The sequence below is a fragment of the Methylobacterium goesingense genome (assembly GCF_022179225.1).
GTDB lineage: Bacteria > Pseudomonadota > Alphaproteobacteria > Rhizobiales > Beijerinckiaceae > Methylobacterium > Methylobacterium goesingense.
The window spans coordinates 37042-60676 of sequence record NZ_BPQL01000029.1 but is presented as its reverse complement, the minus strand read 5'-3'; the positions used below and the strand labels follow the sequence as shown (position 1 = coordinate 60676).

23 protein-coding genes are annotated in these 23635 nt (G+C 67.8%); 13 read left to right on the top strand and 10 right to left on the bottom strand.

The features are described 5' to 3' along the window. Window positions 1-394 precede the first annotated feature (394 nt). Window positions 395-754 (bottom strand): c-type cytochrome, encoded by a 360-nt coding sequence (locus MFF30_RS07060; RefSeq protein ID WP_238278186.1) that lies wholly within the window; start codon window positions 752-754, stop codon window positions 395-397. A 203-nt stretch (window positions 755-957) separates the two neighbouring features. Between MFF30_RS07060 and MFF30_RS07055 the strand changes: the two genes are divergently transcribed. The 9 genes from MFF30_RS07055 to MFF30_RS07015 all read left to right on the top strand — a co-directional run bounded on the left by MFF30_RS07055 (window position 958) and on the right by MFF30_RS07015 (window position 11845). After that, window positions 958-1167, top strand: coding sequence for a helix-turn-helix domain-containing protein (locus tag MFF30_RS07055; protein WP_238278184.1), 210 nt, complete (start codon window positions 958-960; stop codon window positions 1165-1167). Between the two features lie 257 nt (window positions 1168-1424). Beyond that, window positions 1425-2579 carry an SDR family oxidoreductase gene (locus tag MFF30_RS07050; protein WP_238278182.1) on the top strand — a complete coding sequence of 385 codons (1155 nt, stop codon included), beginning with the start codon at window positions 1425-1427 and terminating at the stop codon, window positions 2577-2579. Next, window positions 2576-2902: a DMT family transporter gene (locus MFF30_RS07045; RefSeq protein ID WP_238278180.1), complete on the top strand. Its 327-nt coding sequence runs from the start codon at window positions 2576-2578 to the stop codon at window positions 2900-2902. Before MFF30_RS07050 ends, MFF30_RS07045 begins: the two co-directional genes overlap by 4 nt. 354 nt (window positions 2903-3256) lie before the next feature. Beyond that, a complete protein-coding gene (locus tag MFF30_RS07040; protein WP_238278178.1) occupies window positions 3257-4507 on the top strand; it encodes an efflux RND transporter periplasmic adaptor subunit in 1251 nt (416 codons plus the stop codon). Window positions 4508-4598: 91 nt separating this feature from the next. Beyond that, window positions 4599-7760: an efflux RND transporter permease subunit gene (locus MFF30_RS07035; RefSeq protein WP_238278176.1), complete on the top strand. Its 3162-nt coding sequence runs from the start codon at window positions 4599-4601 to the stop codon at window positions 7758-7760. A gap of 98 nt (window positions 7761-7858) precedes the next feature. Next, entirely contained in the window at window positions 7859-9424 is a 1566-nt protein-coding gene (locus MFF30_RS07030; protein ID WP_238278174.1) for an efflux transporter outer membrane subunit, read from the top strand. Window positions 9425-9545: 121 nt separating this feature from the next. Then, window positions 9546-9755: a hypothetical protein gene (locus MFF30_RS07025; RefSeq protein WP_238278172.1), complete on the top strand. Its 210-nt coding sequence runs from the start codon at window positions 9546-9548 to the stop codon at window positions 9753-9755. A gap of 172 nt (window positions 9756-9927) precedes the next feature. After that, window positions 9928-10437, top strand: coding sequence for a ferritin-like domain-containing protein (locus tag MFF30_RS07020; RefSeq protein WP_238278198.1), 510 nt, complete (start codon window positions 9928-9930; stop codon window positions 10435-10437). Window positions 10438-10588: 151 nt separating this feature from the next. Further along, complete coding sequence (locus tag MFF30_RS07015) at window positions 10589-11845, top strand: hemolysin family protein (RefSeq protein ID WP_238278196.1); 1257 nt, start codon at window positions 10589-10591, stop codon at window positions 11843-11845. Between the two features lie 563 nt (window positions 11846-12408). Here the strand turns inward: MFF30_RS07015 and MFF30_RS07010 are convergent. The 3 genes from MFF30_RS07010 to argC all read right to left on the bottom strand — a co-directional run bounded on the left by MFF30_RS07010 (window position 12409) and on the right by argC (window position 14945). Then, a complete protein-coding gene (locus MFF30_RS07010; protein WP_238278194.1) occupies window positions 12409-12951 on the bottom strand; it encodes a Ros/MucR family transcriptional regulator in 543 nt (180 codons plus the stop codon). Window positions 12952-13207: 256 nt separating this feature from the next. After that, window positions 13208-13606 carry a hypothetical protein gene (locus MFF30_RS07005; RefSeq protein ID WP_238278170.1) on the bottom strand — a complete coding sequence of 133 codons (399 nt, stop codon included), beginning with the start codon at window positions 13604-13606 and terminating at the stop codon, window positions 13208-13210. A gap of 400 nt (window positions 13607-14006) precedes the next feature. Continuing rightward, a complete protein-coding gene (gene argC / locus MFF30_RS07000; protein WP_238278168.1) occupies window positions 14007-14945 on the bottom strand; it encodes an N-acetyl-gamma-glutamyl-phosphate reductase in 939 nt (312 codons plus the stop codon). A gap of 217 nt (window positions 14946-15162) precedes the next feature. Between argC and MFF30_RS06995 the strand changes: the two genes are divergently transcribed. Further along, window positions 15163-15663 carry a hypothetical protein gene (locus tag MFF30_RS06995; RefSeq protein WP_238278166.1) on the top strand — a complete coding sequence of 167 codons (501 nt, stop codon included), beginning with the start codon at window positions 15163-15165 and terminating at the stop codon, window positions 15661-15663. 35 nt (window positions 15664-15698) lie between these two features. On the opposite strand, the gene MFF30_RS06990 is transcribed toward MFF30_RS06995, so the two are convergent. From MFF30_RS06990 to MFF30_RS06965, 6 genes are all read right to left on the bottom strand, one after another. Further along, the gene (locus tag MFF30_RS06990) at window positions 15699-15950 is read right to left on the bottom strand and encodes a hypothetical protein (protein ID WP_238278165.1); all 252 of its coding nucleotides are present in this window, start codon (window positions 15948-15950) and stop codon (window positions 15699-15701) included. 80 nt (window positions 15951-16030) lie between these two features. Then, a complete protein-coding gene (gene rpsI / locus MFF30_RS06985; protein WP_238278163.1) occupies window positions 16031-16510 on the bottom strand; it encodes a 30S ribosomal protein S9 in 480 nt (159 codons plus the stop codon). 2 nt (window positions 16511-16512) lie between these two features. Then, the gene (rplM, locus tag MFF30_RS06980) at window positions 16513-16974 is read right to left on the bottom strand and encodes a 50S ribosomal protein L13 (protein WP_238278161.1); all 462 of its coding nucleotides are present in this window, start codon (window positions 16972-16974) and stop codon (window positions 16513-16515) included. 251 nt (window positions 16975-17225) lie between these two features. Further along, window positions 17226-17918, bottom strand: coding sequence for a Rossmann-fold NAD(P)-binding domain-containing protein (locus MFF30_RS06975; RefSeq protein WP_238278159.1), 693 nt, complete (start codon window positions 17916-17918; stop codon window positions 17226-17228). Between the two features lie 10 nt (window positions 17919-17928). After that, a complete protein-coding gene (locus tag MFF30_RS06970) occupies window positions 17929-18930 on the bottom strand; it encodes an AraC family transcriptional regulator (RefSeq protein WP_238278157.1) in 1002 nt (333 codons plus the stop codon). A gap of 11 nt (window positions 18931-18941) precedes the next feature. Then, window positions 18942-19691, bottom strand: a complete 750-nt coding sequence (locus MFF30_RS06965) for a glucose 1-dehydrogenase (protein WP_238278155.1) — start codon at window positions 19689-19691, stop codon at window positions 18942-18944. Between the two features lie 926 nt (window positions 19692-20617). Here MFF30_RS06965 and MFF30_RS06960 point away from each other — a divergent pair. The 3 genes from MFF30_RS06960 to MFF30_RS06950 all read left to right on the top strand — a co-directional run bounded on the left by MFF30_RS06960 (window position 20618) and on the right by MFF30_RS06950 (window position 23537). Next, a complete protein-coding gene (locus tag MFF30_RS06960) occupies window positions 20618-21430 on the top strand; it encodes an aminoglycoside phosphotransferase family protein (RefSeq protein ID WP_238278153.1) in 813 nt (270 codons plus the stop codon). 84 nt (window positions 21431-21514) lie between these two features. Next, on the top strand, window positions 21515-22000 hold the full coding sequence (locus tag MFF30_RS06955) for a GNAT family N-acetyltransferase (protein WP_238278151.1): 486 nt from the start codon (window positions 21515-21517) through the stop codon (window positions 21998-22000). Between the two features lie 100 nt (window positions 22001-22100). Next, on the top strand, window positions 22101-23537 hold the full coding sequence (locus tag MFF30_RS06950) for an IS1182 family transposase (protein ID WP_238278149.1): 1437 nt from the start codon (window positions 22101-22103) through the stop codon (window positions 23535-23537). The last annotated feature ends 98 nt before the right edge of the window (window positions 23538-23635 follow it).

The window sequence follows — 23635 nt, the reverse complement described above, 5'->3', positions numbered from 1 at the left end:
CGAGCACGAGGGTGAGGAGCCCGAATGCGACCGCCACGACGGTCGCGAACCGCCTGTTGCGAGGGCTCGGGGCAGCGGTCGCGAGGGTGGAAAGGTCGAGGCGTCCAGACGCTTCCAGCACGAGGGGGGCTCCGGGCCGCGCTCACGGGCAAATCGCCCGGCCGTCAGGACCGAGGCGATTCTAGCACCTTCCGGATTCCGCGCCATGCCGGCAGCATCGGTTCGCGCGCCAAACGACGACACCGTGCCGGGGCTGTTGCCGCCGCGAGACAGATGCTCGCCCTGGCCATCAGGCGAAGCACGCCGGGCTCGAAACTCCGCCCCGGTCGCGAGCCGCCGGCCTCCCCCTCCGGGAAGGACCGACCGCGCGCCGGCGGGGCGGAGCGACGAGCGCCTACTTCTTCGAGGCGAGATAGGCGATGACGTCGTCGATCTTCTTGTCGTCGGGATAGCCGGCGAACACCATCTTGGTGCCGGGCACCTTGGCCTTCGGGTTCTTCAGCCACTCGTGCAGATTGGCCTCGTCCCAGGTGATGCCCGAGCCCTTCAGCGCAGCCGAGTAGGTGTAGCCCTCCTCGGACGCCGCCTTGCGGCCGACGACGCCGGTGAGGTTGGGGCCGACGCCGTTCTTGCCGAAGGCGTGGCAGGCCTTGCAGGGCGCGAAGGCCTTCTCGCCGGCCGCCGCATCGCCCTCGGCCTGCGCCGCCATGGGAAGCAGTGCCGCCACGATCGCGCCGAGCATGATGTACCGCATGGGGTTTCCTCTCCGATGATTGTCGTTGCGCTCAGGAACCTAAGCCGCAGCTTCGGAAACGTATCCCTACGTCCAGCAATATCACGGTAATTTGAAGTAACCCGGTGGGATTAGCTATCATCGGCCCTGGAAACCACCCACATCCCCCATAGAATTTTCCCCCGATCTCGCATCGCACGATGGCGCATCGAAGGGGTGGGGCCATGCCGATCCAGCCAGCCGACGTCTCCCGGTTCCTCGATCGTTCCGGCTGGAGCCAGGCGCAGCTCGCCTGGACGCTGGGGATCAATCAGCCGCGCATCTCACGGTTCATCACGGGTCTGAAGAAGCCCAATCCGCAGCTTCAGGCAGCGCTTGAGACGTTCTTCGCCCACGATCCCCGCGCCGGAGGCCCGACACCGCGATCCGATTGATTGCGCCCTGGCGACGCCACAGGCCCCGACCCGGCCTGCTCGCGAATCCGGATTGGCTGCAGCCGGAGAATGCCCCGCGAAAAAGGCCGATCGCCCGGCGATTTGCGAAGGCGGGATGGGGCGGCGCGGACACGAATCCGTGAGCCGATGATGCATATTTGCATCACCTGGATTTAATCCCGAAACTGGCTGCAACCGCGCGGATTATTTCTAATTTTTTCTGGCAGATACCCCTCAAAACCAGAGGGGGGCCTCAGTTGAAACGCGTATTGCTCACCGGCGCGACCGGTCTCATCGGGGGCGCCGTCCTCCATCACGCCCTCGACCGGGACGACGCGGTTTCGTGGGTCTGCCTCGTGCGCTGCGTCAGCGTCGATCAGGGCCGGCAGCGCGTCGCGGCCCGCCTCGCCCGCTTCACCGATCCGTTCACGGCCCAGCGCCTCGCCCGCAAGATCGAGATCGTGCCCGGCGACTTCACCCGCGCCGACCTCGACATGGATCCGCGCCTCGACGACGTCACCCACATCCTGCACCTGGCCGCCGACACGTCCTGGTGGGGCGACGAGCGGGTGAACCGGACCAACCACGACGGCACCCTGGCCCTGGCCCGGCGGGCTCGCGCCATGGCGGGGCTCGAACGCTTCCTTCACGTCGGCACCGCGATGATCTGCGGCGCGAACGCCCCCCACCGGGTGGAAGAGGCCGCCTACCCGGCGGCCGATGCCCGCCACCTCGTGGCCTACACGGTGTCGAAGGCGGCGGCCGAGACCTCGCTCGCCGAGCACTTCTCCGATCTGCCGGTCGTGGTGGCCCGACCTTCCATCGTCGTGGGCCATTCCACGCTCGGCGCGGGCCCGAGTTCCAGCATCCTGTGGGTGGTCCGCGCCGCCGACCGCCTGCGCATGCTGCCCTGCGCCGACGAGAGCCGGGTCGACATCGTGCCCTCGGACTGGGTCGCCGAGACCCTGCACGGCCTGCTGTTCAAGCCGAACCTCGCGCACCGGGTCTATCATGTCTCCGGCGGGGCGGCGTCCAGCGCCTCCTGGCGCGATCTCATCGGCGCCTTCGAGGCGGCCGAGCCGTCCGACGGGGTGCGGGCCTTCCGCCGCTTCGACCTGTCCGACCGCGCCACCCTGCGCGCCCGCTTCGCGGAGGTGTTCGGGCTCGACGGCTCCCTCAAGCAGGCGATGCTGCGCGCGACCCGGGCCTACTACGCGTTCTGCTCCCTCGACCTCAGCTTCGACAACACGCGCCTCCTGGCGGAAGGCTTCGCGCCGCCGCCGTCCCTGCCGGCCTACCTCGCCACCTGCCTCGCCAATTCGGACGAGATCGTCGAGCAGTTCGCCGACGACCTCGAGATGTTCACGGCCCCCGTGCCGAGCGCGCCCGCGGCGCTGACGGCCATCGCGTGAACCCGTTCCTCATCCTCTCCCTGGCCATCGGCGCCGAGATCACCGCCACCCTCGCCCTCAAGGCGGCCGATGGCCTGACCAAGCCGGGGCCGACCGTGCTGGTGGCGCTGGGCTACGGCACGGCCCTCTGGCTCATGTCCACCAGCATGGACATGCTGCCGATCGGGGTCGTCTACGCGATCTGGGCGGGCGTCGGCATGGTCGGAGCGGCGCTCGGGGGCGCCCTCCTGTTCGACGAGCCGATCAGCCCGACGATGATCGTCGGCATCGGCGTGATCGCGGTCGGGGTCGCAATCCTGGCCTCCGCACAGACGAGCCACTGATACGGTTTCCGGCTGAATCGTTCGGTTTCTGGCGCGGCTCCCCTCCCCTTCCGGGAGAGGGAGCGCATCGCGCACAGGCTGACCGAAGCCATCACCCGGAAACCGTATGAGGCGCCAAGCGCCGCATCGCCCCGCGCCTCAAATTCGACGCGGTGCGACCCGACGCCAGTCCCGCACGAATCGGGGGGCACCGATCCGCGGGCGCACACCGGCGCGGCTCGCGCGACGGCTGACCGGCCCCGGCTCTCTCCGCCTCGTGCCGAGACCATGACGCGCGCTCCGGCACCCCGCCGGACGACGATCCACGCCCAGACCCGAACGAAGTTGCGCCTGATGAACAGGACCCCGCCTGCGATGGCCAGGATCGTCATTCCCCTCGGGCTGCTGATCTGCGCGGTTGCGGCCGCGAGCATCTGGCCCGGCCCCATCGTGGCCATCGCCACGTCGATCCGGGACCGGCTCTCGGCGTCCGAGACGGCCGGGGCGGAGGCGGGCCAGCAGCCGGATCCGTCCGGGGGACGGCTCTTCCGGCCGAACCCCGCCCAGCGTGCCGCCCTGGACATCCAGCCCGTCCGCACGACGAGCTTCCGGCCGGAGGGCACGGCGGAGGGCCGCATCGCCCTCAACGACGACGACAACGTGCCGGTCACCTCTCCGTATGCGGGCCGGGTCACGCGCGTGCTCGTGCGGGCGGGCGACACGGTCAAGGCGGGCGACGTCCTCCTCACGCTGGAAGCCACCGACATGGTCCAGGCGCAGAGCGACTATCAGGCCGCCCTCAATACCCTCGCCAAGGCGACCGCGCTGCTCAAGCTCGACCAGACCATCGCGGCCCGCCAGCAGGAGCTGTTCCAGGCCAAGGCGGTGGCGCTCAAGGACTACCAGTCGGCCCAGAACGACGTGATCGGCGCTCAGAGCGACCTGAAGACCGCCGAGGCCGGCCTCGAGGCGGTCAAGAACCGCCTGCGCCTCCTCGGCAAGACCGACGCGGAGATCGCCGCCTACGAGCGCAAGGGCACCATGAGCCCGGAAACCCAGATCCGGGCGCCGATCGCCGGCACCATCGTCCAGCGCAAGGTCGGTCTCGGCCAGTATCTCTCCGCCTCCAGCGACCCGGTCTTCGTGATCGGCGACCTCTCGACGGTGTGGCTGGTGGCCAACGTGCGCGAGAGCGAGATCCCCCGGATCCGGATCGGGCAGGAGATCGAGGCGACGGTGGCGGGCTTCGGCGAGCGCGTGTTCAAGGGGCGGGTGAACTACATGTCCGCCAGCCTCGACCCGGCCACCCGGCGGCTCGCCGTGCGCAGCGAGGTCGAGAATCCCGACGGCATCCTGAAGCCCGAGATGTTCGCGGCCTTCACGATCTTCACCGGTCCCGGACAGACGGCACCGGCCGTGCCCGCCGCCGCCATCGTGTACGAGGGCGCGCAGGCGCATGTCTGGGTGGCGCGGCCGGACGGCGCCATCGAGGCCCGCCCGATCAGCCTCGGCATGACCGTCGGCGGCCTCGCCCAGGTGACCGACGGCCTCGCGGCCGGCGAGGCGATCGTCACGCGCGGCGCCGTCTTCATGGATCGGGCCACCAGCGGCGACAAGGCGTCCTGAAGCGGGCGCCCGCCATCCTTCGAGGCCGAATCCCCCTTCGAAGCCGACACCTTTTTTCGAGGCGAAAACCCGTCATGACCCAGTCTCACCCATGAACGGCCTGATCGTCTTTGCCCTGCGCCAGCGCGTGCTGGTGTTCCTGCTGTTCGTGGTGATGCTGGCGCTGGGCTACGCGAGCTACACGCAGCTCAACATCGAGGCCTATCCCGACCCGGTGCCGCCGCTCGTCGACGTCATCACCCAGAACCCCGGGCAATCGGCCGACGAGATCGAGCGCTACATCACGATCCCCCTGGAGGTGCAGCTCGCCGGCATCCCCAACGCGACCGTGGTGCGCACGATCTCGCTGTTCGGGCTCTCGGACGTGAAGGTGCAGTTCAACTACAACTTCACCTACCAGCAGGCCCTGCAGCGGGTGCTCAACCGCCTCTCGCAGCTGCCGCCGCTTCCCAACGGTGCCCAGCCGCAGATCTCCCCCACGAGTCCCGTCGGCGAGATCATGCGCTACAAGGTGACGGGGCCGCCGGGCTACTCCTCCACCGACCTGAAGTCCCTGCAGGACTGGGTGCTGCAGCGCCGGTTCAAGGCGATTCCCGGCGTCACCGACGTGACGGCCTTCGGGGGCCGCACCAAGGAATACGAGATCGCCGTCGACCTCACCCGGCTCCAGGCGCAAGGGCTGACCCTGGTCCAGCTCGTCACGGCGCTGAACAATTCCAGCATCAACGTCGGCGGCCAGACCCTGAACGTGGGCGAGCAATCGGCGGTGGTGCGCGGCATCGGCCTCATCCGCGACATGGACGACATCCGCGACACGATGCTGACCCAGGTTGCCGGCGTACCGGTGCTGGTGCGCGACGTCGCCGAGGTGCGGGTCTCGAACGCGCCCCGCCTCGGCATCGTCGGGCACGACGGGCAGAGCGACATCGTCGAAGGCATCGTGCTCATGAGCCGGGACGGCGAGAGCCTGCCGACGCTGAAGCTGGTCAACGCCGAGATCGACAAGGTCAACGCCAGCGGCATCCTGCCCCCGGGCGTGCGGGTGGAGCGCATCTACGACCGCAGCGGGCTGATCCACACCACGACCCACACGGTGATGCACAACCTCGTCTTCGGCGTGGTGCTGGTCTTCGTGGTGCAGTGGCTGTTCTTGGGGAGCCTGCGCAGCGCCGTCATCGTGGCGGCGACGATTCCCTTCGCGCTCGGCTTCGCCATCCTGATCCTGGTCCTGCGCGGGGATTCGGCGAACCTCCTCTCCCTGGGCGCCATCGATTTCGGCCTGATCGTCGACGCCACCGTGATCATGGTGGAGAACGTGTTCCGGCACCTGGCCGAGCCGGAGCACGGCGGCGGCGAGGCACCGCCGGGCGGACTGACGGGGCGCCTCGGCACCATCGCCATCGCGGGCGCGGAGGTGAACCGGGCGATCTTCTTCTCGGCCACGATCATCATCGTGGGCTTCCTGCCGCTCTTCACGCTGACCGGCGTCGAGGGCCACATCTTCGGCCCCATGGCCAAGACCTACGCCTACGCGCTGCTCGGCGGGCTCATCGCCACCTTCACGGTCTCGCCCGCGCTCTCGGCGCTGATCCTGCCCAAGCACGTGGAGGAGCGCGACACCCTGATCGTGCGCCTGCTGCGCTTCGGCCACGTGCTGATCCTGCGCTTCGGCCTGCGCAACAAGGTGCTGTCGCTCCTCGTCCTCGCGGCGCTTCTCGGCGCCTCGGGCATCGCCGCACGGACGCTGGGCCTCGAATTTTTGCCCAAGCTCGAGGAGGGCAACCTCTACATCCGCGGCACCATGCCGGCCTCGATCTCGCTGGAGGCCGGCAACGCCTACGTGGAGCGCCTGCGCAAGATCATTGCCGAAGTACCGGAGGTGGTCACCGTGCTGTCGCACCAGGGCCGCCCGGACGACGGCACCGACGCCACCGGCTTCTTCAACGTCGAGATCCTGGCGCCCCTGAAGCCCTTCGACACCTGGCGCAAGGGCCTCGACAAGGAGACGCTGGTGCGCGACCTCTCGGCCAAGCTCGACGAGGCCTTCCCCGGCATCGAGTTCAACTTCTCCCAGTACATCGAGGACAACGTCCAGGAGGCGGCCTCCGGCGTGAAGGGCGAGAACTCCGTCAAGATCTACGGCAACGACCTCAACGACCTGACCAAGACCGCCGAAGCCATCAAGGCCACCCTGTCGACGGTGCCGGGCATCGCGGATCTGGCGGTCTTCGCCTCCCTCGGCCAGCCGACCGTGCGGATCGACATCGACCGGCGCAAGGCCGCCCGCTACGGCCTGTCGCCGGGCGATGTGAACACCACCGTCCAGGCTGCCATCGGCGGCCAGACCGCGGGCGACCTCTACGAGTACGGCTCGGACCGGCACTTCCCCATGCGGGTGCGCCTCGCGCCCCAGTACCGCCGCAGCCTCGAGACCATCCGCAACATCACCATCGGGGCGGCCAACCCGGCCGGCGGCGTGGTTCAGGTGCCGCTCTCCGAGATCGCCACCGTGGAGCTCGTCTCCGGCGCGGCCTTCATCTACCGCGAGAACCAGGAGCGCTACATCCCGGTGAAGTTTTCGGTACGCGGGCGTGATCTGGGTGGTGCGGTCCTCGAAGCCCAGGATCGCATCGCCCGCGAGGTGACCCTGCCGGCCGGGTTCCACCTCGAATGGGTCGGGCAATTCACGAACCTTCAGGACGCCGTGCAGCGCCTGACCATCGTGGTGCCGGTGACCATCGCGCTGATCGCCCTGCTGCTCTACGTGAACTTCAACTCCGTCACCGACATGGCGCTGACGCTCAGCGTCATCCCGATGGCGATGATCGGCGGCATCTTTGCCCTCGTCCTGACCCTGACGCCGTTCTCGATCTCGGCCGCGATCGGCTTCATCGCCCTCTTCGGCATCTCCACCATGGAGGGCGTGATCCTGCTCTCCTACTACAACCAGCTCCTCGACGAGGGCTGGGCCCGGGCGGACGCGGTCTGGCACGCCGCCAACGTGCGCATGCGCCCGGTGATGATGACCTGTGTGGCCGCCTGCGTCGGCCTGCTGCCGGCGGCGATCTCCACCGGCATCGGCTCGCAGGTGCAGAAGCCGCTGGCCCTCGTGGTCGTGGGCGGCATCCTGCTGGCGCCCAACCTCATCCTGGTGGTGGTCCCGATCCTGATCGCGCTGTTCTCGCGCCGGGTGCCGGCGGCGGTTCCCTCGGACGCGGCCGTCCGGGCCGTGGCCCAGGCCGAGCACGCGTGATGCGCGGATCACAGCCTCGCGCGCCTGCGCCCGCCCGCGTTGACTTCGACGCCGCTCCGGCGCCTCTACGGCCGCGGTTGGCGACAGGATTCTCCGACATGGCGGCATCATCCCAGAACGCGGCGCCGGCCGGCCGGGGCCCGGCCCCGCGCCGCCTGCGCGGCGCCCTGCTCGCCCTCGCGATGACCGGCCTCGGCGGCTGCGTGGTCGGTCCGGACTACGTGCCGCCGACCGATCCGCCGGTGACCCGCTACACCCGCGAGCCCCTGGCCAACCCCAGCGCCGCCGACACCATCCGCACCGCCCATGGCGGCTCGGCCGACCAGAGCTTCGTCGCGGGTGCCGACGTGCCGGGCCGGTGGTGGACGCTGTTCCGGTCTCCCGCCCTCGATCGGCTGGTCGAGGAAGCGCTCGCCAACAATCCGAACCTCGACGCCGCGCAGGCCGCCCTGCGGATCGCGCAGGAGAACGTCGAGGCGCAGCGCGGCACGCTGTTCCCGGTGGTCGCCGCCAACGGCCTCGGCTCGCGCCAGAAGGCCCCCGGGGGCGCCCTGCAGGGGCCGCTCAACGACACCCGGCAGCTGTTCTACAGCCTCTACACGCCGCAGGTGACGGTCTCGTTCACCCCCGACGTGTTCGGCGGCAACCGGCGCCAGATCGAGTCCCTGGAGGCGCAGGCCGAGAACCAGCGCTTCCAACTGGAAGCCACCTACCTGACGCTGACCACGAACGTCGTCCTGGCGGCGATCCAGGAGGCGTCGCTGCGCGCCCAGATCGACGCCACCCGCAAGGTGATCCAGGCCCAGACCGAAGTCCTCAACCTCTACAACAAGCAGCTGTCCCTCGGGCAGATCGCCGGGGCCGACGTGGTGGTGCAGCAGGCCGCGCTCTCGGTCTCGATGCAGCTGCTGCCGCCCCTGGAGAAGCAGCTCGCCCAGCAGCGCAACCTGCTCACCGCCCTGGTCGGACGCCTGCCGAGCGAGGAGGTCTCGCAGACCTTCACCCTCGCTTCCCTGCGCCTGCCCACCGGCCTGCCCGTGAGCCTGCCCTCGCGCCTCGTGCAGCAGCGCCCGGACGTGAAGGCGGCGGAGGCCAACGTGCAGCAGGCGAGCGCGGCGGTCGGCGTCGCGGTGGCCAACCGCCTGCCGCAGTTCAACATCACCGCCAATGGCGGCGCCAGCGCGGTGCGGATCGCGCAGCTCGCGAGTTCGGCCGCCTCGTTCTACGGCATCGTCGGCACCGTGGCGCAGCCGATCTTCGATGCCGGAACCCTGTTCCGGCGCCAGCGCGCGGCGGAGGAGACCCTCAACGAGGCCCAGGCCCAGTACCGGGCGGTGGTGATCGGCGCCTTCCAGAACGTCGCCGACACCCTGCGCGCCCTGCAATCCGACGCCAAGGCGGTGGCGGCGGCCTCGGCCGCCGAGCGGGCCACGAATGAGAGCCTCGGCCTGATCCGCAAGCAGTACGCGGCGGGCGCGCTAAACAGCACGCAGGTGCTGATCGCCCAGCAATCCTACCTCTCGGCCCTCGTCACCTCGGCGGGCGCGCGCGCCAACCAGTATGCCGACACCGCCGCCCTGTTCCAGGCGCTCGGCGGCGGCTGGTGGAACCGCACCGACGTGAAGCCGGCGCCCCCGAGCACGGATCCGGCGAAGTTCCTCTGAGCGGTCCCACGGCCCCCGGGTTCGGCACCCCGCCACCCGGCGATCCGCGCTTGACCCCGGCCGCCCGGCGCGGGAAGGCACGCCTTCCGAACCCGGATTGAATTGGACAGGAAGGACCGCGATGGCCACGCCCCGCGACCTCAAGGTGCAGATGGCGGGCGAGACCCGGGCCCGCGAGCGGGCCCAGGCCGTCGCGACGGCGGAGGCTGCGCGGGCGAAGCGGGCCGAGACCGCCACGCGCGCGGCGGAGGCCGAGCGCGACGCCTGGAAAGACCGGGCCCTGAGCGCCGAGGCCGAGCTGGAGCGACTGAAGGCGGCCTCGGCGCCCTGACGCGCGTCGCCGCAAGCGTATCCGCACGCAAACCTCAAGCACGCCGATGCCGCACGCCAAATAGCCGTGGTGACACCGATAAAGCACGGCGACGACGCGGAACATCGAACCGTCAGCTGATCTTCTCGTGACGAGAGCGAATGCGTTCGCGACCGACGAGGAGAGCTTCGACGTGACCCTAGATACGCGCGACATCTACGTGACGGCCCTCAAGAATACGCATGCCCTCGAAATGCAGGCGCTTCAGATCATGGAGCGTCAGGTCGAGCGCCTGCAGCGCTACCCGGAGATGGAGGCGGCCCTGCGCCGGCACATCGAGGAGACCCACGGCCAGCGCACCCGCCTCGAGGAGGCGCTGCACGCCGTCTCGGAGAGCCCTTCGACCATCAAGGAAGGCGTGCTCGGCTTCGTCGGCAACATCATGGCGCTTGGCCACGCGCCCGCCCAGGACGAGATCCTGAAGAACGCCTACGCCAACCACGCCTTCGAGAATTTCGAGATCGCGGCCTACGAGTCGCTGATCGCGATCACCGAGGCCGCCGGCCAGCAGGCGGCGATCACGGGCTTTCAGCAATCGCTGCGGGAAGAGGAGGGCATGGCCCGCAAGGTACGCGAACTCGTGCGTCCGACCACCCTGCGCTACATCGACCTGACCGTCGCCGGCGAAAAGGCCGACCGCTGACCGATCCGACGTGGCGATTCCGGGACTTTCTCGGGATCGCTGTGGCCGGTGCGTGGCGTTGCTGTTAGAGATCCCCGGCTGACCAGGGGAGACGACGATTTTCGACGACGCATGGGCGACGGGTTTGGGTCTCGTCGCCGTCATCGCCCTCGTGCTCGCCAACGGGTTCTTCGTGGCCGCCGAGTTCGCCCTGGTCTCCGTGCGCAAGAGCCGGGTCGCCGAACTGGTCTCCGAGCGTCGGACCAACGCCAAGTCGCTCCAGCGGGCCACCGATCAGCTCGACGCCTTCCTCGCCGCCACGCAGCTCGGCATCACCATCTCGTCCCTGGCGCTGGGCTGGGTCGGTGAGCCCGCACTCGCCCACATCATCATTCCGCTGCTCTCGTTCCTGCCGGAGCCGGTGGGCACCACGGCCGCGCACACCATCGCGGTGGTGATCTCCTTCGTCATCATCACGTCGATGCACATCGTGCTCGGCGAGCTCGCGCCCAAGAGCCTCGCGCTCCAGCGCAGCGAGCGCACGGCGCTGGCGGTCGTGCGGCCGCTCGGTGTGTTCCTCTTCGTCTTCCGCCCGGCGATCCTGTTCCTGAACGGCCTCGGCAACGGCATCGTGCGGATGTTCGGGCTCCAGGCCGGTCACGGCGAGGGGTCCCTGCACTCCACCGCCGAACTCAACCTTCTGGTCCAGGCGAGCCAGGAGGCCGGCCTCATCCGCGAGGCGCAGCAGGAGGCGGTGCAGCGCATCTTCTCGATCGGCGAACGGCGGGTGCGCGATATCATGACCCCGCGCCACGAGGTGGAGTGGGTCGACGCCGACGAGGAGCGGGATGCGATGCTCCGCTCCGTGCGCGAGTGCGACCACGCCCAGCTCGTCGTGAGCCGCAGCGCCGTCGACGAGATCGTCGGCGTGGTGCGCAAGCAGGACCTGCTGGATCAGCTTCTCGACGGCCGCCCCGTCGACGTGCTGGCCGCCACGCAGCCGCCCATCGTCGTGCACGAGAGCATGTCGATCCTCGCCGTCCTCGAAACCTTCCAGTCCAAGCCAGTGCGGATGGCCGTCGTCGTCGACGAATACGGCAGCCTGGAGGGCATCGTCACCCAGACCGACCTCCTGGAGGCCATCGCGGGCAACATCCCGGAGGTAGGCGACGAGCCGAACGTGGTGGAACGCGAGGACGGCTCGCTCCTCATCGACGGGATGATGCCGGCGAGTCAGGCCTTCGACCGCCTCGCCTTCGCCGACCGGCCGAATTCCGACGACTTCACCACCCTGGCGGGCTTCGTGATCTTCCAGATGGGCCGCATTCCGGCCACCGGCGACCATTTCGAATCGCATGGCTGGCGCTTCGAGGTGGTCGACATGGACGGCCGGCGGATCGACAAGGTGCTGGCGACGCCGCTCGTCTGACGACGAGGTTTCGGTTGATCGCTTCGGGCCGCCTGCGCGCGCCACGCGTCCTCTCCTGAAGGGAGAGGGTGCGGGTGAGGTCTGATCCCTCTTCGAAGAGGTCACGCACCTGGGCCGCTCTTTCTCGGCAATCCGATTCACACATCCGTATTCTGGAGGCTCGACGCGTCCCTCTCCCCAGCGGATCTCGGGCCTGCCCAAGATCCGTCAAGCTTGTGGGGAGCGGGTAGGCGTGGGGGTGGTTGGGTGCCCCTCCGAGCGCGGAGGCTGGCAGAACCACCCTCACCTCCATACTCCTCCCCACAAGGGGGAGGAGGGCCGCGTCGCGCTGAAATGTGTCGATACCCTAGCCTTCCAGGAGAGGGGACCCGCGCCGGAACCCGAACGGATACAGCCGGACCTCGCATCAGGCCCGCGCGCCAGCCAATCTCGCAGCCTCGTCCGCGAACGAAAAAAGCCGAGCAAGCCGCTCCGATTCGACTCGGACGACCTGCTCGGCGGTTTGCGAAAAGCGACGGAGACGAAGCCCGCCCGACCGAGACGGTGGGGCGCGCGTCGATCGATTACGCGTCGACCTTCTTGCGAGGACCGCGCTTCTTCTTCTCGGGCGCCGGAGCTTCCTCCTCCTGCTGCGCCTCGACCTCGGGCACTTCCTCGCTGACGGTCTCCTCGGGTGCCGCGCGGGCGACGCCTTTGCGGCGCTGCTGGCCAAGGCCGAGGGCGCGGGCGAGCTCGGAGCGCTGCTCGGAATAGCTTGCGGAGGTCATCGGGTAATCGGGCGCCAGGCCCCACTTTGCGCGATACTGCTCGGGCGTCAGGCCCCGCAGGGTGAGGTGACGGCGCAGGGTCTTGTACTGTTTCCCGTCCTCGAAGCTGATCAAGTAATCCGGGGTAACGGAGCGGCGGATCTCCTGCGGTGTCGCCTTCGGCGGGCCGGTCTCGGCCGCCGGCGCCCCGGCGGCAGAGACGCCGCGGATCGCTTCATGGACATCGCTCAGCAGCTTCGGCAGCTCGGCGCTCTGGACATGATTGTTGCTGACGTAGGCCGAGACGATATCGGCCGCCAGGGTGATGAGTCGCGCTGCGTCGGTGTCAGTTTCGTTCATGAGGCGATGCCAATCTGCATAAGTGTTGATGTTGTTGACAAACTTAGGCTCACTTCTTTTTCCAGGCAAGATGTTGTTCGGCCGGTCAAGCGTTTTTTCCTCGCCTCGCTGTGGATCATTTGTCAAATTTTCGCGCGCCGCCTGCACGACACCCAACAGTCACCCTCCGGTTGCCCGGTAAGACGCGGGATGAACCTGATGAATCGGCGAAACTCGTTCGGACTGTCCGGCGTTCTTGGAAACCCGTTCGTATCCGCTAGGCAGCGACAGGCAATTTCATCAATTTGTTCGTCGCACGACGCGGATTCAGCGCTGCGGGCGTATCGATCGCGCGCGGGAGCGGCGGCGTCCCTGTGCAAGTCGGACCGATGCCGAATGGTTGCCGATCGAACGACGCGGACGTCACGTCTTCTACGACATCGTGCAAAGCGGCGCGCTTCACGATCTCATTCCTGGCCTGGACTACGAGTTCGACAAGATCAGATCCGACCGGATGCTCGAGACCCCGGCGCGCCTCGGTCGGCGCGGGGCTGCGATCGACGCATCCGGCAGCACGGACGCAGACGCGCCTGCGCGACGGTTTCTGGCGCGGGTCTTCTTTCTCTCGGGGGAGGCACAGGGCGACGGGTGTGATCTTTTCAGAGAGGGACCACACCGATCACGACTCTCTCCTCTTAGGAGAGGAAGCGCGGCGCGCGCAGGCAGACCGAAGCCATCGACTGGAAGCCGATCAGGTGGAGCGCCGACGGTCCGGTCGCGAGGCGCCGGTCGGTCCCGGTATCTTGGTGGGACGATTTGTTCGGAGGCTTGGGTTCAGAATAACGGGCCGGTGGGCGTGGAGGCCCAAGGGCGGCCATTGAGCGACCGCCCCGTCGTACGGTCTGTGCCGGAGACGACGGCCGCTCCGACCGCGTGCAACGACGCCCCTCGATGGGGCGGAACGCAAGCCGGCGGCCGGAGGCGAGGTCCGGCCGCATCCTTCGCAGGGGCTGCGCCGGCCTACCGCGACGGAAGCTGGACCGCCCGGCCCCCGGCGCGGCTGTCGTTTACGGGCGTCAGGCGAGGCCCAGCATCAGGCCGATGTTCTGGACGGCCGCCCCCGACGCGCCCTTGCCGAGATTGTCGAGGCGAGCCACCAGGACGGCCTGCCGATGGGTGTCGCTGCCGAAGACGCGCAGTTCGAGCCGGTCGGTGTCGTTGAGCGCCTCGGGCTCGATCCGCTCGGCATCTCCGACCGGGATTACGCGGACGAGATCCTGCCCTTCGTAATAGGCGCTCAGGGCGGCCTCGAGGGCGCCGACCGTCGGCGTGCCCGGCAGGGTGTCGAGGTGGAGCGGCACGCTGACCAGCATGCCCTGCCGGAAATTGCCGACGGAGGGAATGAAGATCGGCCGGCGCGTGAGGCGCGCATAGGCCTGGGTCTCGGGCAGGTGCTTGTGCGCGAAGCCGAGGCCGTAGAGCAGGAACGGCTCGCCCTCCCCGGCCTCGTAGGTCTCGATCATGCCCTTGCCGCCGCCGCTGTAGCCGCTGACCGCATTGATGCTGATGGGGTGGTCGGACGGGAGCAACCCGGCCTCCACGAGGGGACGGATCAGCGCGATCGCGCCGGTGGGATAACAGCCGGGATTGGCCACCCGGCGGCTTTGCGCGATGGCGTGCGCCTGCGCCGGTTCGAGTTCGGCGAACCCGTAGACCCAGGCCGGGTCGACCCGGTGCGCGGTGCTGGCATCGAGGATGCGCGGCCCGCCCCCGGGCAGGGTGTCGGCCAGCGCCACCGTCTCCTTGGCGGCGGCATCCGGCAGGCACAGGACGACGAGGTCGACCTCCTCCAGCAGGCGACGCTTCACGGCCGGGTCCTTGCGGCTCTCGTGCGGGATGCTGCGCACGCGCACGCGCCCCTCGCGCTCCAGGCGCTCGCGGATGCCGAGGCCGGTGGTTCCGGCCTCGCCGTCGATGAAGACCGTGGGCTCGCGCCCCGCGCCGTGTTCGCTCATGGACACTCGACTTCCCTTCGTCGGATTCGCGGGCCTTCAGCACGCAACGGATCCGTGCGCGCCACCTGACCGGCCCGCTTCGTCAAGTCAATCGTCTCGCATCCCTCCGACAAGCCTTGATGACGCCGCGACTCATCTGTGCACGACGCATGCCGCCCCGGAACGGGCCGGGGGTCGCCGGTTGTCGCCCCGAGAAATCAGCAATTCGGAGGCGCAGATGTCAGCGAGCGCGGAGAAAACCGACCCAAAGCTTTGGGAGAAGGTGAAGACCCAGGTCACGAAATCGGACAAGGGCGGCAAGCCGGGCCAGTGGTCGGCGCGCAAGGCCCAGGCCGCGACCAAGGCCTACAAGGATGCCGGCGGCGGCTACAAGGGCAAGAAGTCGGACGACAACCACCTGAAGCAATGGACCGAGGAGGAGTGGGACACGAAGTCCGGCCACAAGAGCGGCGAGACCGGCGAGCGCTACCTGCCGAAGAAGGCCCGCGAGGCGGTCTCCAAATCCGAGTACGACCGCTCGACGAAGAAGAAGCGCGCCGACACGGCGAAGGGCAAGCAGTTCTCCAAGCAGCCAGCCGACGTGGCCAAGAAGACCGCCGCGGCGCGCAAGACGGACAGCGGCCACACCAAGGCCGACCTGATGAAGGCCGCCCGCGACAAGAATATTCCGGGCCGCTCCAAGATGTCGAAGAGCGAGCTCGAACACGCCCTCGCGTGACGCAAGCGCGCGGGCCCCATACCGGGCCCGCGCCCTCAGGCGACGAGTTCGCCCCAGCTCGGCTTCCAGAGGTTGCGGGGGTCGATCACCACGATCTCCCGGCCGCTCTCGTTGGCCACGTGCACGGCGATTCCGAAGGCCTGGGCGATGGGCAGCGCTCCGGTGGTGCTGAACAGGCGGCCGTCGGCCAGCTTCACCTCCCCGGTCGTCGCGCCGTCGCTTTCCGCGAGACAGAGGGTGACGGCGGAAGCATCGGGCTCGCGGACACGCCGGAAGGGTTTGGCCATCGTGGGTTCGTCTCTCGCTGTGGCGGCTCAAAAAGAAAGGGCGGCCGAAGCCGCCCTGTCCGTATAGCTGTCGAAACGTCTTAGCGCTTCGAGAACTGGAAGCTGCGGCGGGCCTTCTTGCGGCCGTACTTCTTGCGCTCGACCACGCGGCTGTCGCGGGTGAGGAAGCCTTCGCGCTTCAGGGGCGCGCGCAGCTCGGGCTCGTAGTAGGTCAGCGCCTTGGAGAGGCCGTGGCGCACGGCGCCGGCCTGACCCGACAGACCGCCGCCATGCACCGAGACGGTGATGTCGTACTGGTCGACGCGGTTGGCGATGGTGAGGGGCTGGCGCAGGATCATGCGCAGCACGGGACGGGCGAAGTACACCTCGACCGCGCGGCCGTTGACCACGACGGTGCCGTTGCCGGGCTTGATCCAGACGCGGGCGACCGCGTCCTTGCGCTTGCCGGTGGCGTAGGCGCGGCCCTGGGCATCGAGCTTCTGAACGTGGACGGGCGCCGCGTTCTCGGGGTTCTCGACGTTCGCGCGGTTCAGGTCGGAGAGGGACTGAAGGGTCGCCATGATCAAGCGCTCACGTTCTTGCGGTTGAGGCTGCCGACGTCGAGCGCCTGCGGCTGCTGGGCGGTGTGGGGATGCTCGGAGCCCTTGTAGACCCGGAGGTTGCCCATGATCTGGCGGAAGAGCGGACCACGCGGGAGCATGCGCTCGACGGCCTTCTCCACGACGCGCTCGGGGAAGCGCCCGTCGAGGATGAACTTGGCCGTGCGCTCCTTGATGCCGCCCGGGTAGCCGGTGTGGTGGTAGTACACCTTCTGCTCGCGCTTGCGGCCGGTGAACTGCACCTTCTCGGCGTTGATGACGATGACGTTGTCGCCGCAATCGACGTGGGGCGTGTACGCGGGCTTGTGCTTGCCGCGCAGGCGCATGGCGACGATGGAGGCGAGCCGGCCGACGACCAGGCCCTCCGCATCGACGATGATCCACTTCTTGTCGACGTCGGCGGGCTTCAGAGAAAAGGTCTTCATCCCGTGGCGTTCCGTATGGTGTCTGAAGTCAAAACGATGCGCCGCCGCGTGCAGGACGCGGCGGCGTTGCCGGAGCCAATAGGGGAGCGCGGTCCAGGCGTCAAGCGCGAACGCCGATCGGCGGGCAAAAATTTCGGAAATCCGTGTTCTATGAACGATTTACAGGGTGCGGTATCAGAATACCGCAGCGTCTGGAATGCGCTCGCCCACATGACGCGGGCCTCTTTGCGTCGTCCTTGTGAACCGGCCGATCAACGTTCAGATGAGCGCGCCGTGGCCGTGGCCGCCCTGTAGATGTCGGAAGCTTCCATGACCGCACGGCCCCGGCCGCGGCGCGCGACGGCGAGCATGGCGCGGCCGATCACCTCGGTCGTCAAGAGTTGCGCGGGAGCCATGCGGCGCAGCAGATGCAGCACAGGGCCGGTCAGCCGGTAGAGAAGCCGGTAGGACGTGGTCTTCGAACGCTCGCCGTGCATCGGCAGGATCACGGCCGGCCGGAACATGAAGGCCCCCGCGAACGGCAGCGCCTGCAGCGCGTTCTCGGTGCGCCCCTTGACACGCGCCCACATGCTGCGCCCGCGTCCGCCACCATCGGTGCCGGCCCCGGACACGTAGACGAAGGTCATGTCGGGATCGAGCAGGGCCAGCCTTCCCGCCACGGCCAGCGTCAAATCGTTGGTCAGCCGGAGGTACTCGGCCTCGGTCAGGCCGGAGGACGTCACCCCGAGGCAGAAGAAGCAGGCGTCGTATCCCGTCATCTCCCGCCATGCCGTCGGTCCGGGATCGAAGAGGTCCTGGACGACGGTCTCGTGCTGCTTGAGATGCGCGCGTCCGGTCGGGGTACGCCCGACCGTCCTGACCTCGGTCACATCGGAGGCGAGCAGGCATTCGCGCAGGACGCCCGCACCGACCATGCCGGTGGCGCCGAACAGCAGGATTCTCATGGGGCCGATCCTAGTGGAGGGAGCGCCAGCGCGCCGGCGTCGTGCCCTCCAGGCTCCGAAAGGCGCGGTAGAACGAGTTCGTGTCGTCGTAGCCGAGCAGGTAGGCGACCTCGTTCATGTCGAGGGCGGGATCGGCGAGGTATTGGCGCACCAGCTCCCGGCGGACGTCGGCGAGGATACGGCGGAAGCTGCCGCCCTCTTCGGTGATGCGTCGTTGAAGGGTCCGGGCGGTCAGTCCCAGCTCCTGCGCTACCGCGCCGACGTCGGGGGTCTGGCCCGCCAGGAGACGCTTCAGGGCCCATCGCACCTGTTCGGTGACCGAGGCCTTGGACAGGTGCTCCTGCCTTTGCCTCGCGAGATGCGGGTCGATGGCCTCCAGCATCTCGGGATTGTGGGAGACCATCGCCGCGTCGAGATCCGCACGATGCAGGATCAGGGCGTTCCGGCGCGCGCCCTGGATCACGGCGCATCCGAGGTAGTCCGACTGCCCGGAGACGTTGCGCCCCGTGCCGGAGAGTTCGAGGCGTAGCGGACGGATGACCCGACGCGTGCCCCGGCGACCGAGTTCCACGAACGAGGCGAAAGCCGCGTCGACGAGCGCCGCCGGGGCATCCTCGCCCGCGAGCGGCCAGGCCAGGCTGATCGTGGCCGAAGCCCCGTTCTCCTCCAGGATCATCTCCTCTGGCGAGCACAGGGCCTTGAAGCGCGCGACACGCGTCAATGCCTCGCGAAGGTCGCGGGCGTAGTAGGCGGCGAGGAAGGCTGGCGGCAGCGTGCCGGGTTCCATCCCGACGACCAACCTCATCCCGATGTCGGGGGCCGGGGACAGCGCCTCCAGCGACCGCCACAGCGCGAAGTATTGCGCCGTGGTGACCTGTCCGCGCGGGTCCGTCGCCAAGGTGGCCGGTAGCCGCGCATGGCGCAGCACCGCCGTCGGGGTGAGCCCGACGGCGCCGAGCCCCTGCCAGAAGGCTGGTGCGACCTTGGACCGGTCGGGGCGGCGCGACGCCATCACGGAACTCCCTATTTGGCCTGGAAGCCACCATCGATGTTCAGCACATGCCCGGTGACGAAAGACGCCTCGTCGGAGAGCAGCCAGACGATGCCGTTGGCGATCTCCTCGGGATGGCCCATCCGGCCCATCGGATGCATGCCGGAGATCATCGCCTCGTCGTACTGCCCGAGCTCGATCTGCTTCTCGATCAGGTCGGTCTTGATGGCTCCTGGCGCGACGGCGTTGATGCGGATGTTCTTCGTCGCGTAGTCGAGGGCGCCGGACTTCGTCAGGCCGACCACGGCATGCTTGGTCGCGGCATAGGTCGCGGCCCAGGGAATGCCGTTCAGTCCGGCGATGGACGCCAGGTTCACGATGGCGCCGCCGCCCTGTCGCTCCATCTGGTGGATCTCGTGCTTCATGCAGAAGTACAGGCCGAGGACGTTGGTCTGGAGCATGCCGTTGAACGCGTCGGTGTCCGAGGCGCCGATGGTCTTGTTCTCGTTCGAGATGCCGGCGTTGTTCACCGCGAGGTCGAGGCGGCCGTAGCGTGCGACGATGTCCGCGACGGTCCGGCCGACCGCCTCCTCGCTGTCGACGTCGCAATTGACGAAGGAGGCCTCGCCACCGGCGGCCTCGACCTCCTGGACGGCCTGGCGCCCGCGGTCGTCGCGACGGCCGGTGATCACGACCTTGACGCCGCCCCGCGCCAGGATCAGCGCCGTCGCCTTGCCGATGCCGGTCGCTCCACCGGTGATGAGTGCGATCTTGTCGGCCATGGAAGGGTCCATTCGTGTCTGAGCCAAGGATGCCGCCACCGGAGAACCCGGGGCGACCGACCGACACATCGACGGTTTGAATCGTCTTTGAACTAGCACGACATGCCAATAGACTTGCAATATCCGCCATTCGGTATGCGGCGATCCGTGGGGGGCTTCGTGGCGCAGGCTGGCTTTCGTGGAAGGCGATCATCATAGGCCGTTCGGCCGTTCGAAATGGTCAGATCCCCTTTCGAGCAAATCGCTTCCCGCCGAATGTCCGCTCATCCGTATCGTGATCCGAAAGCAGATCGTCGCAAAACCACCCAGGGCGGTCGTAGAGCCGACAGGCGGGTGCCGACCCACTTCTGCCGTACAAGGCCCCGGATGGTGCTCCCCGAAAGCGGTCATTCGTTGGCCGTCCGACAACTTCGGCTCGGGGTGGCAAACGGACCTCAGCCCTTCGGCCAGAAGCAGACATTCCGCCTCCAAGCGAACATTACGGTTGCGAACGCCAATTTTGCTGGTCGGCGGAATACCTAACAGGGTACGTAGACAGGGCCGCCGTAACACGACTTCGATCGGCTAGGATCAAGGGAGGATGCGTTGTCGCGGTCCGGGTTTCGACCACCCGTATTTGTCGTCGAGCAACCGGATACGACAAAAGCGAGGATCAAGGTCGCGATAAGGTTTTTGCGCATCGTCCTCTCCCTATTTTTGGCGAGTATTGCGCGGAAAAGGATGCGGGTCTGCTGCGTACAAAGCACATACACGAGCTTTGTCGAATGGACCGATGGCTCCAGGCTTTAGGGCTGATCCAGCCAAGCGCCCGAAAGTGGAATGTCCTGACTGCCAGGAAGGGTGGGAAGCAGGCTTTAGCCCTCCGCCCGGAATCGGACCTTCCGCATCCGACCCAGAACGGTTCTACAGCGTGCTATGCAGGCGGTATGTTCGAAGCCCATCTGACCCGCTGGGGTCTGGTCCCCGACGGCGCGCCGATAGCCACGCAAGCTGCCCACCTCCTCCCGGTTCTGAAGGACGGTAGGCCAGCAATGCTCAAGCTGTCCCATGAGGCTGATGAACGCCTCGGCGGCGTGCTGATGGAATGGTGGGGCGGTGATGGGGCCGCACAGGTGATCGCTAGGGACGGCGACGCCTTGTTGATGGAGCGTGCAACTGGCTTGGGGTCCCTAAGCGACATGGCCCGGCACGGGCAGGACGACGAGGCGTGTCGTATTCTCTGCACGGCCGCCGCTCGCTTGCACGCACCCCGCTCGAAGCCCCTACCGGAGCTAACGCCCCTTGCGGAGTGGTTCAGCGACCTGTGGCCTGTGGCGGACCGCCACGGCGGCATCCTCGCCCGTAGCGCGGACACAGCCCGCAACCTTTTGGCACATCAGCGTGAAGTCGTTGCGCTACATGGCGATCTGCATCATGGGAACGTACTCGACTTCGGCGTGCGGGGCTGGTTGGCCATCGATCCCAAGCACCTGATCGGCGAGCGGGGATTCGACTTCGCTAACATCTTCACCAATCCCGACCTAGCTGACCCCGCGCGGCCGGTGGCGACACAGCCCGGCTGCTTCGCGCGTCGGCTGGATATCGTCACCGCAGCGAGTGGGCTGGAACGGGGACGTCTGCTGTTCTGGGTGCTGGCATGGACCGGCCTTTCGGCCTCGTGGTTTCTCGGCGACAACGATCCCCTCGCGGAAATCGATCTTCGGATCGCTGCCTTGGCTGCCGCCGAGTTGGACCGGTAGGCGAAATCTCGTAGGTCTTGAAGGTCTGATTCCCTTCTGGTGCGGCTTTACAGACGAGTTCTTGCCTGTGGTATCATGGCTCCAATGTCCGACAGCTACCTGATCCGACGAGTGAGGGAAGACGATCTGCCTCTGCTCGCGTGCTGGCGGCGACAAGATCACGTCTGCCGTTGGTGGGGCTCACCCGACGTTGAGCCCGAAGCGGAGAAATTGCGTGAGGGTCGGGTTGCCATGTGGATCGCTGCGGACACCGAGCGTCCCTTGGCCTTCATACAGGACTATGCCGTTGCTAACTGGTCGCCCCACCACTTCGATTATCTCCCGAACGGCTCGCGTGGCATGGACGTCTATATTGGCGAAGAAGGGGCACTTGGCCGGGGGCATGGTGCCAGGATCGTACGACAGCATGTGGATTGTCTGTTCAGCCTCAGCGTGCCAGCGGTGGGCATCGATCCTCATCCCGACAACGAACGCGCACGAAAGTCTTTCGCCCGTGCGGGGTTCGTCGTCTCAGGCGAGCCGCTCGTAACACGGTGGGGCCAAGCCATCCTTATGCACCGTTTTGCATGACGAACAGTGGCCTGCCCGGCAGAACGAACGACAGCTTTCCATCGAGGCTGTGTGAAAACGCTGCTGTTCTGATAGTCTCTGCGTGACGGCGGAGGCTTGTATGGCGCGGTTCGTTTTGGGTGCGGATCGCCATCAGGTCACGTTGTTGCCGGATCGCCTGGACGACTACGTGTCCGAGGACAATCCGGTGCGTGTCGTCGATCTGTTCGTGGACGAACTCGATCTCGCGGCTCTGGGTTTTGCTGGCGTGAGACCGGCCGCGACGGGCCGGCCCGGCTACCATCCCGCGACGCTGCTGAAGCTCTACCTCTACGGCTACCTCAATCAGGTCTCCTCCAGCCGCCGCCTGGAGCGTGAGGCCGGCCGCAACGTCGAGCTGATGTGGCTGACCGGCCGCCTTGCCCCCGACTTCAAGACCATCGCCGACTTCCGGCGCGACAACGGACCTGCGATCCAGGCCGCCTGCCGCCAGTTCGTCGTGCTGTGCCGCCAACTCGGCCTCCTGGCCGGTGGCGTCGTGGCTCTCGACGGCAGCCGCTTCAAAGCGGTGAACGCCCGCGACCGCAACTTCACGCCGGCGGCGGTCCGGCGCCGCATCGAGCAGGTCGAGGCGAGCATCGCACGCTATCTCGCCGCCCTCGACACGGCCGACCGTCAGGAGGACGAGATCGCGCGCGTGCGCAAGGTCCGCGTTGCTGAACGTCTGGACGCCTTGCGGACGCGGATGCGCGAACTTCAGGCGATGGAGAGGCTCGTCGAAGCCGCCCCCGACCGGCAGATCTCGCTGACCGACCCGGACGCGCGGGCGATGGCCACGAGCGGCAAGGGGACGGGGATGGTCGGCTACAACGTCCAGGCGGTCGTCGACGCCGAGCATCATCTGATCGTCGCGCACGCGGTCACCAACGTCAGGCACGACCGCAACCAGCTGGCTCACATGAGCCGCCAGGGACAGGCGGCGACCGGGCACGAAGCGCTCAGCGTGCTGGCCGACCGCGGCTACTTCTCGGGCGAGGAGATTTTGGCCTGTGAGCGGGTCGGCATCGCGGTGACCCTGCCCAAGCCGCTGACCTCGGGCGCCAAGGCGGAGGGGCGCTTCGGCAAACAGGACTTCGTCTACGAGCCGGAGGCGGATGCCTATCGGTGTCCGGCCGGCGAGCGGCTCTCCTACCGCTACACGAACGTGGAGGGTGGGTTGACGCTGCGCCGCTACTGGACGACGGCCTGTCAGGGTTGCGCGATCAAGGCACGCTGCACGCCGGCCAAGGAGCGGCGGGTGACGCGCTGGGAGCACGAGGCGGTCCTGGAAGCCGTGCAGCGCCGGCTCGACGAGTATCCTCACGCGATGCGCACACGTCGGCAGACGGTCGAGCACGTGTTCGGGACGCTCAAAGGCTGGATGGGGGCGCCCCACTTCCGGATGCGCAGGTTGAAGAACGTGGCCACCGAGATGAGCCTGCAGGTCCTGGCCTACAACCTGAAGCGGGTGATCGCGATCCTCGGCACCGGGCCACTCCTCACCGCCCTGCGGGCGTGAGGGCACGCGGACTGCCGCGCGCCATCACTGATCCGCGTCAACACGCCAAACCGCGTTCTCACACAGCCTCCATCCGTTCCAGTCGTCAGTTTCGGCCT

Coding starts and splice junctions, on each gene's coding strand:
- MFF30_RS06970 (WP_238278157.1), bottom strand. CDS start 18,930: ATGGCGTCGCGCCGCCCCGACCGGTCCAAGGTCGCACCAGCCTTCTGG.
- MFF30_RS07040 (WP_238278178.1), top strand. CDS start 3,257: ATGGCCAGGATCGTCATTCCCCTCGGGCTGCTGATCTGCGCGGTTGCG.
- MFF30_RS06960 (WP_238278153.1), top strand. CDS start 20,618: ATGTTCGAAGCCCATCTGACCCGCTGGGGTCTGGTCCCCGACGGCGCG.
- MFF30_RS06965 (WP_238278155.1), bottom strand. CDS start 19,691: ATGGCCGACAAGATCGCACTCATCACCGGTGGAGCGACCGGCATCGGC.
- MFF30_RS07025 (WP_238278172.1), top strand. CDS start 9,546: ATGGCCACGCCCCGCGACCTCAAGGTGCAGATGGCGGGCGAGACCCGG.
- MFF30_RS06990 (WP_238278165.1), bottom strand. CDS start 15,950: ATGGCCAAACCCTTCCGGCGTGTCCGCGAGCCCGATGCTTCCGCCGTC.
- MFF30_RS07060 (WP_238278186.1), bottom strand. CDS start 754: ATGCGGTACATCATGCTCGGCGCGATCGTGGCGGCACTGCTTCCCATG.
- argC (WP_238278168.1), bottom strand. CDS start 14,945: ATGAGCGAACACGGCGCGGGGCGCGAGCCCACGGTCTTCATCGACGGC.
- MFF30_RS06975 (WP_238278159.1), bottom strand. CDS start 17,918: ATGAGAATCCTGCTGTTCGGCGCCACCGGCATGGTCGGTGCGGGCGTC.
- MFF30_RS07055 (WP_238278184.1), top strand. CDS start 958: ATGCCGATCCAGCCAGCCGACGTCTCCCGGTTCCTCGATCGTTCCGGC.
- MFF30_RS06955 (WP_238278151.1), top strand. CDS start 21,515: ATGTCCGACAGCTACCTGATCCGACGAGTGAGGGAAGACGATCTGCCT.
- MFF30_RS07035 (WP_238278176.1), top strand. CDS start 4,599: ATGAACGGCCTGATCGTCTTTGCCCTGCGCCAGCGCGTGCTGGTGTTC.
- MFF30_RS06995 (WP_238278166.1), top strand. CDS start 15,163: ATGTCAGCGAGCGCGGAGAAAACCGACCCAAAGCTTTGGGAGAAGGTG.
- MFF30_RS06950 (WP_238278149.1), top strand. CDS start 22,101: ATGGCGCGGTTCGTTTTGGGTGCGGATCGCCATCAGGTCACGTTGTTG.
- rpsI (WP_238278163.1), bottom strand. CDS start 16,510: ATGGCGACCCTTCAGTCCCTCTCCGACCTGAACCGCGCGAACGTCGAG.
- MFF30_RS07010 (WP_238278194.1), bottom strand. CDS start 12,951: ATGAACGAAACTGACACCGACGCAGCGCGACTCATCACCCTGGCGGCC.
- rplM (WP_238278161.1), bottom strand. CDS start 16,974: ATGAAGACCTTTTCTCTGAAGCCCGCCGACGTCGACAAGAAGTGGATC.
- MFF30_RS07030 (WP_238278174.1), top strand. CDS start 7,859: ATGGCGGCATCATCCCAGAACGCGGCGCCGGCCGGCCGGGGCCCGGCC.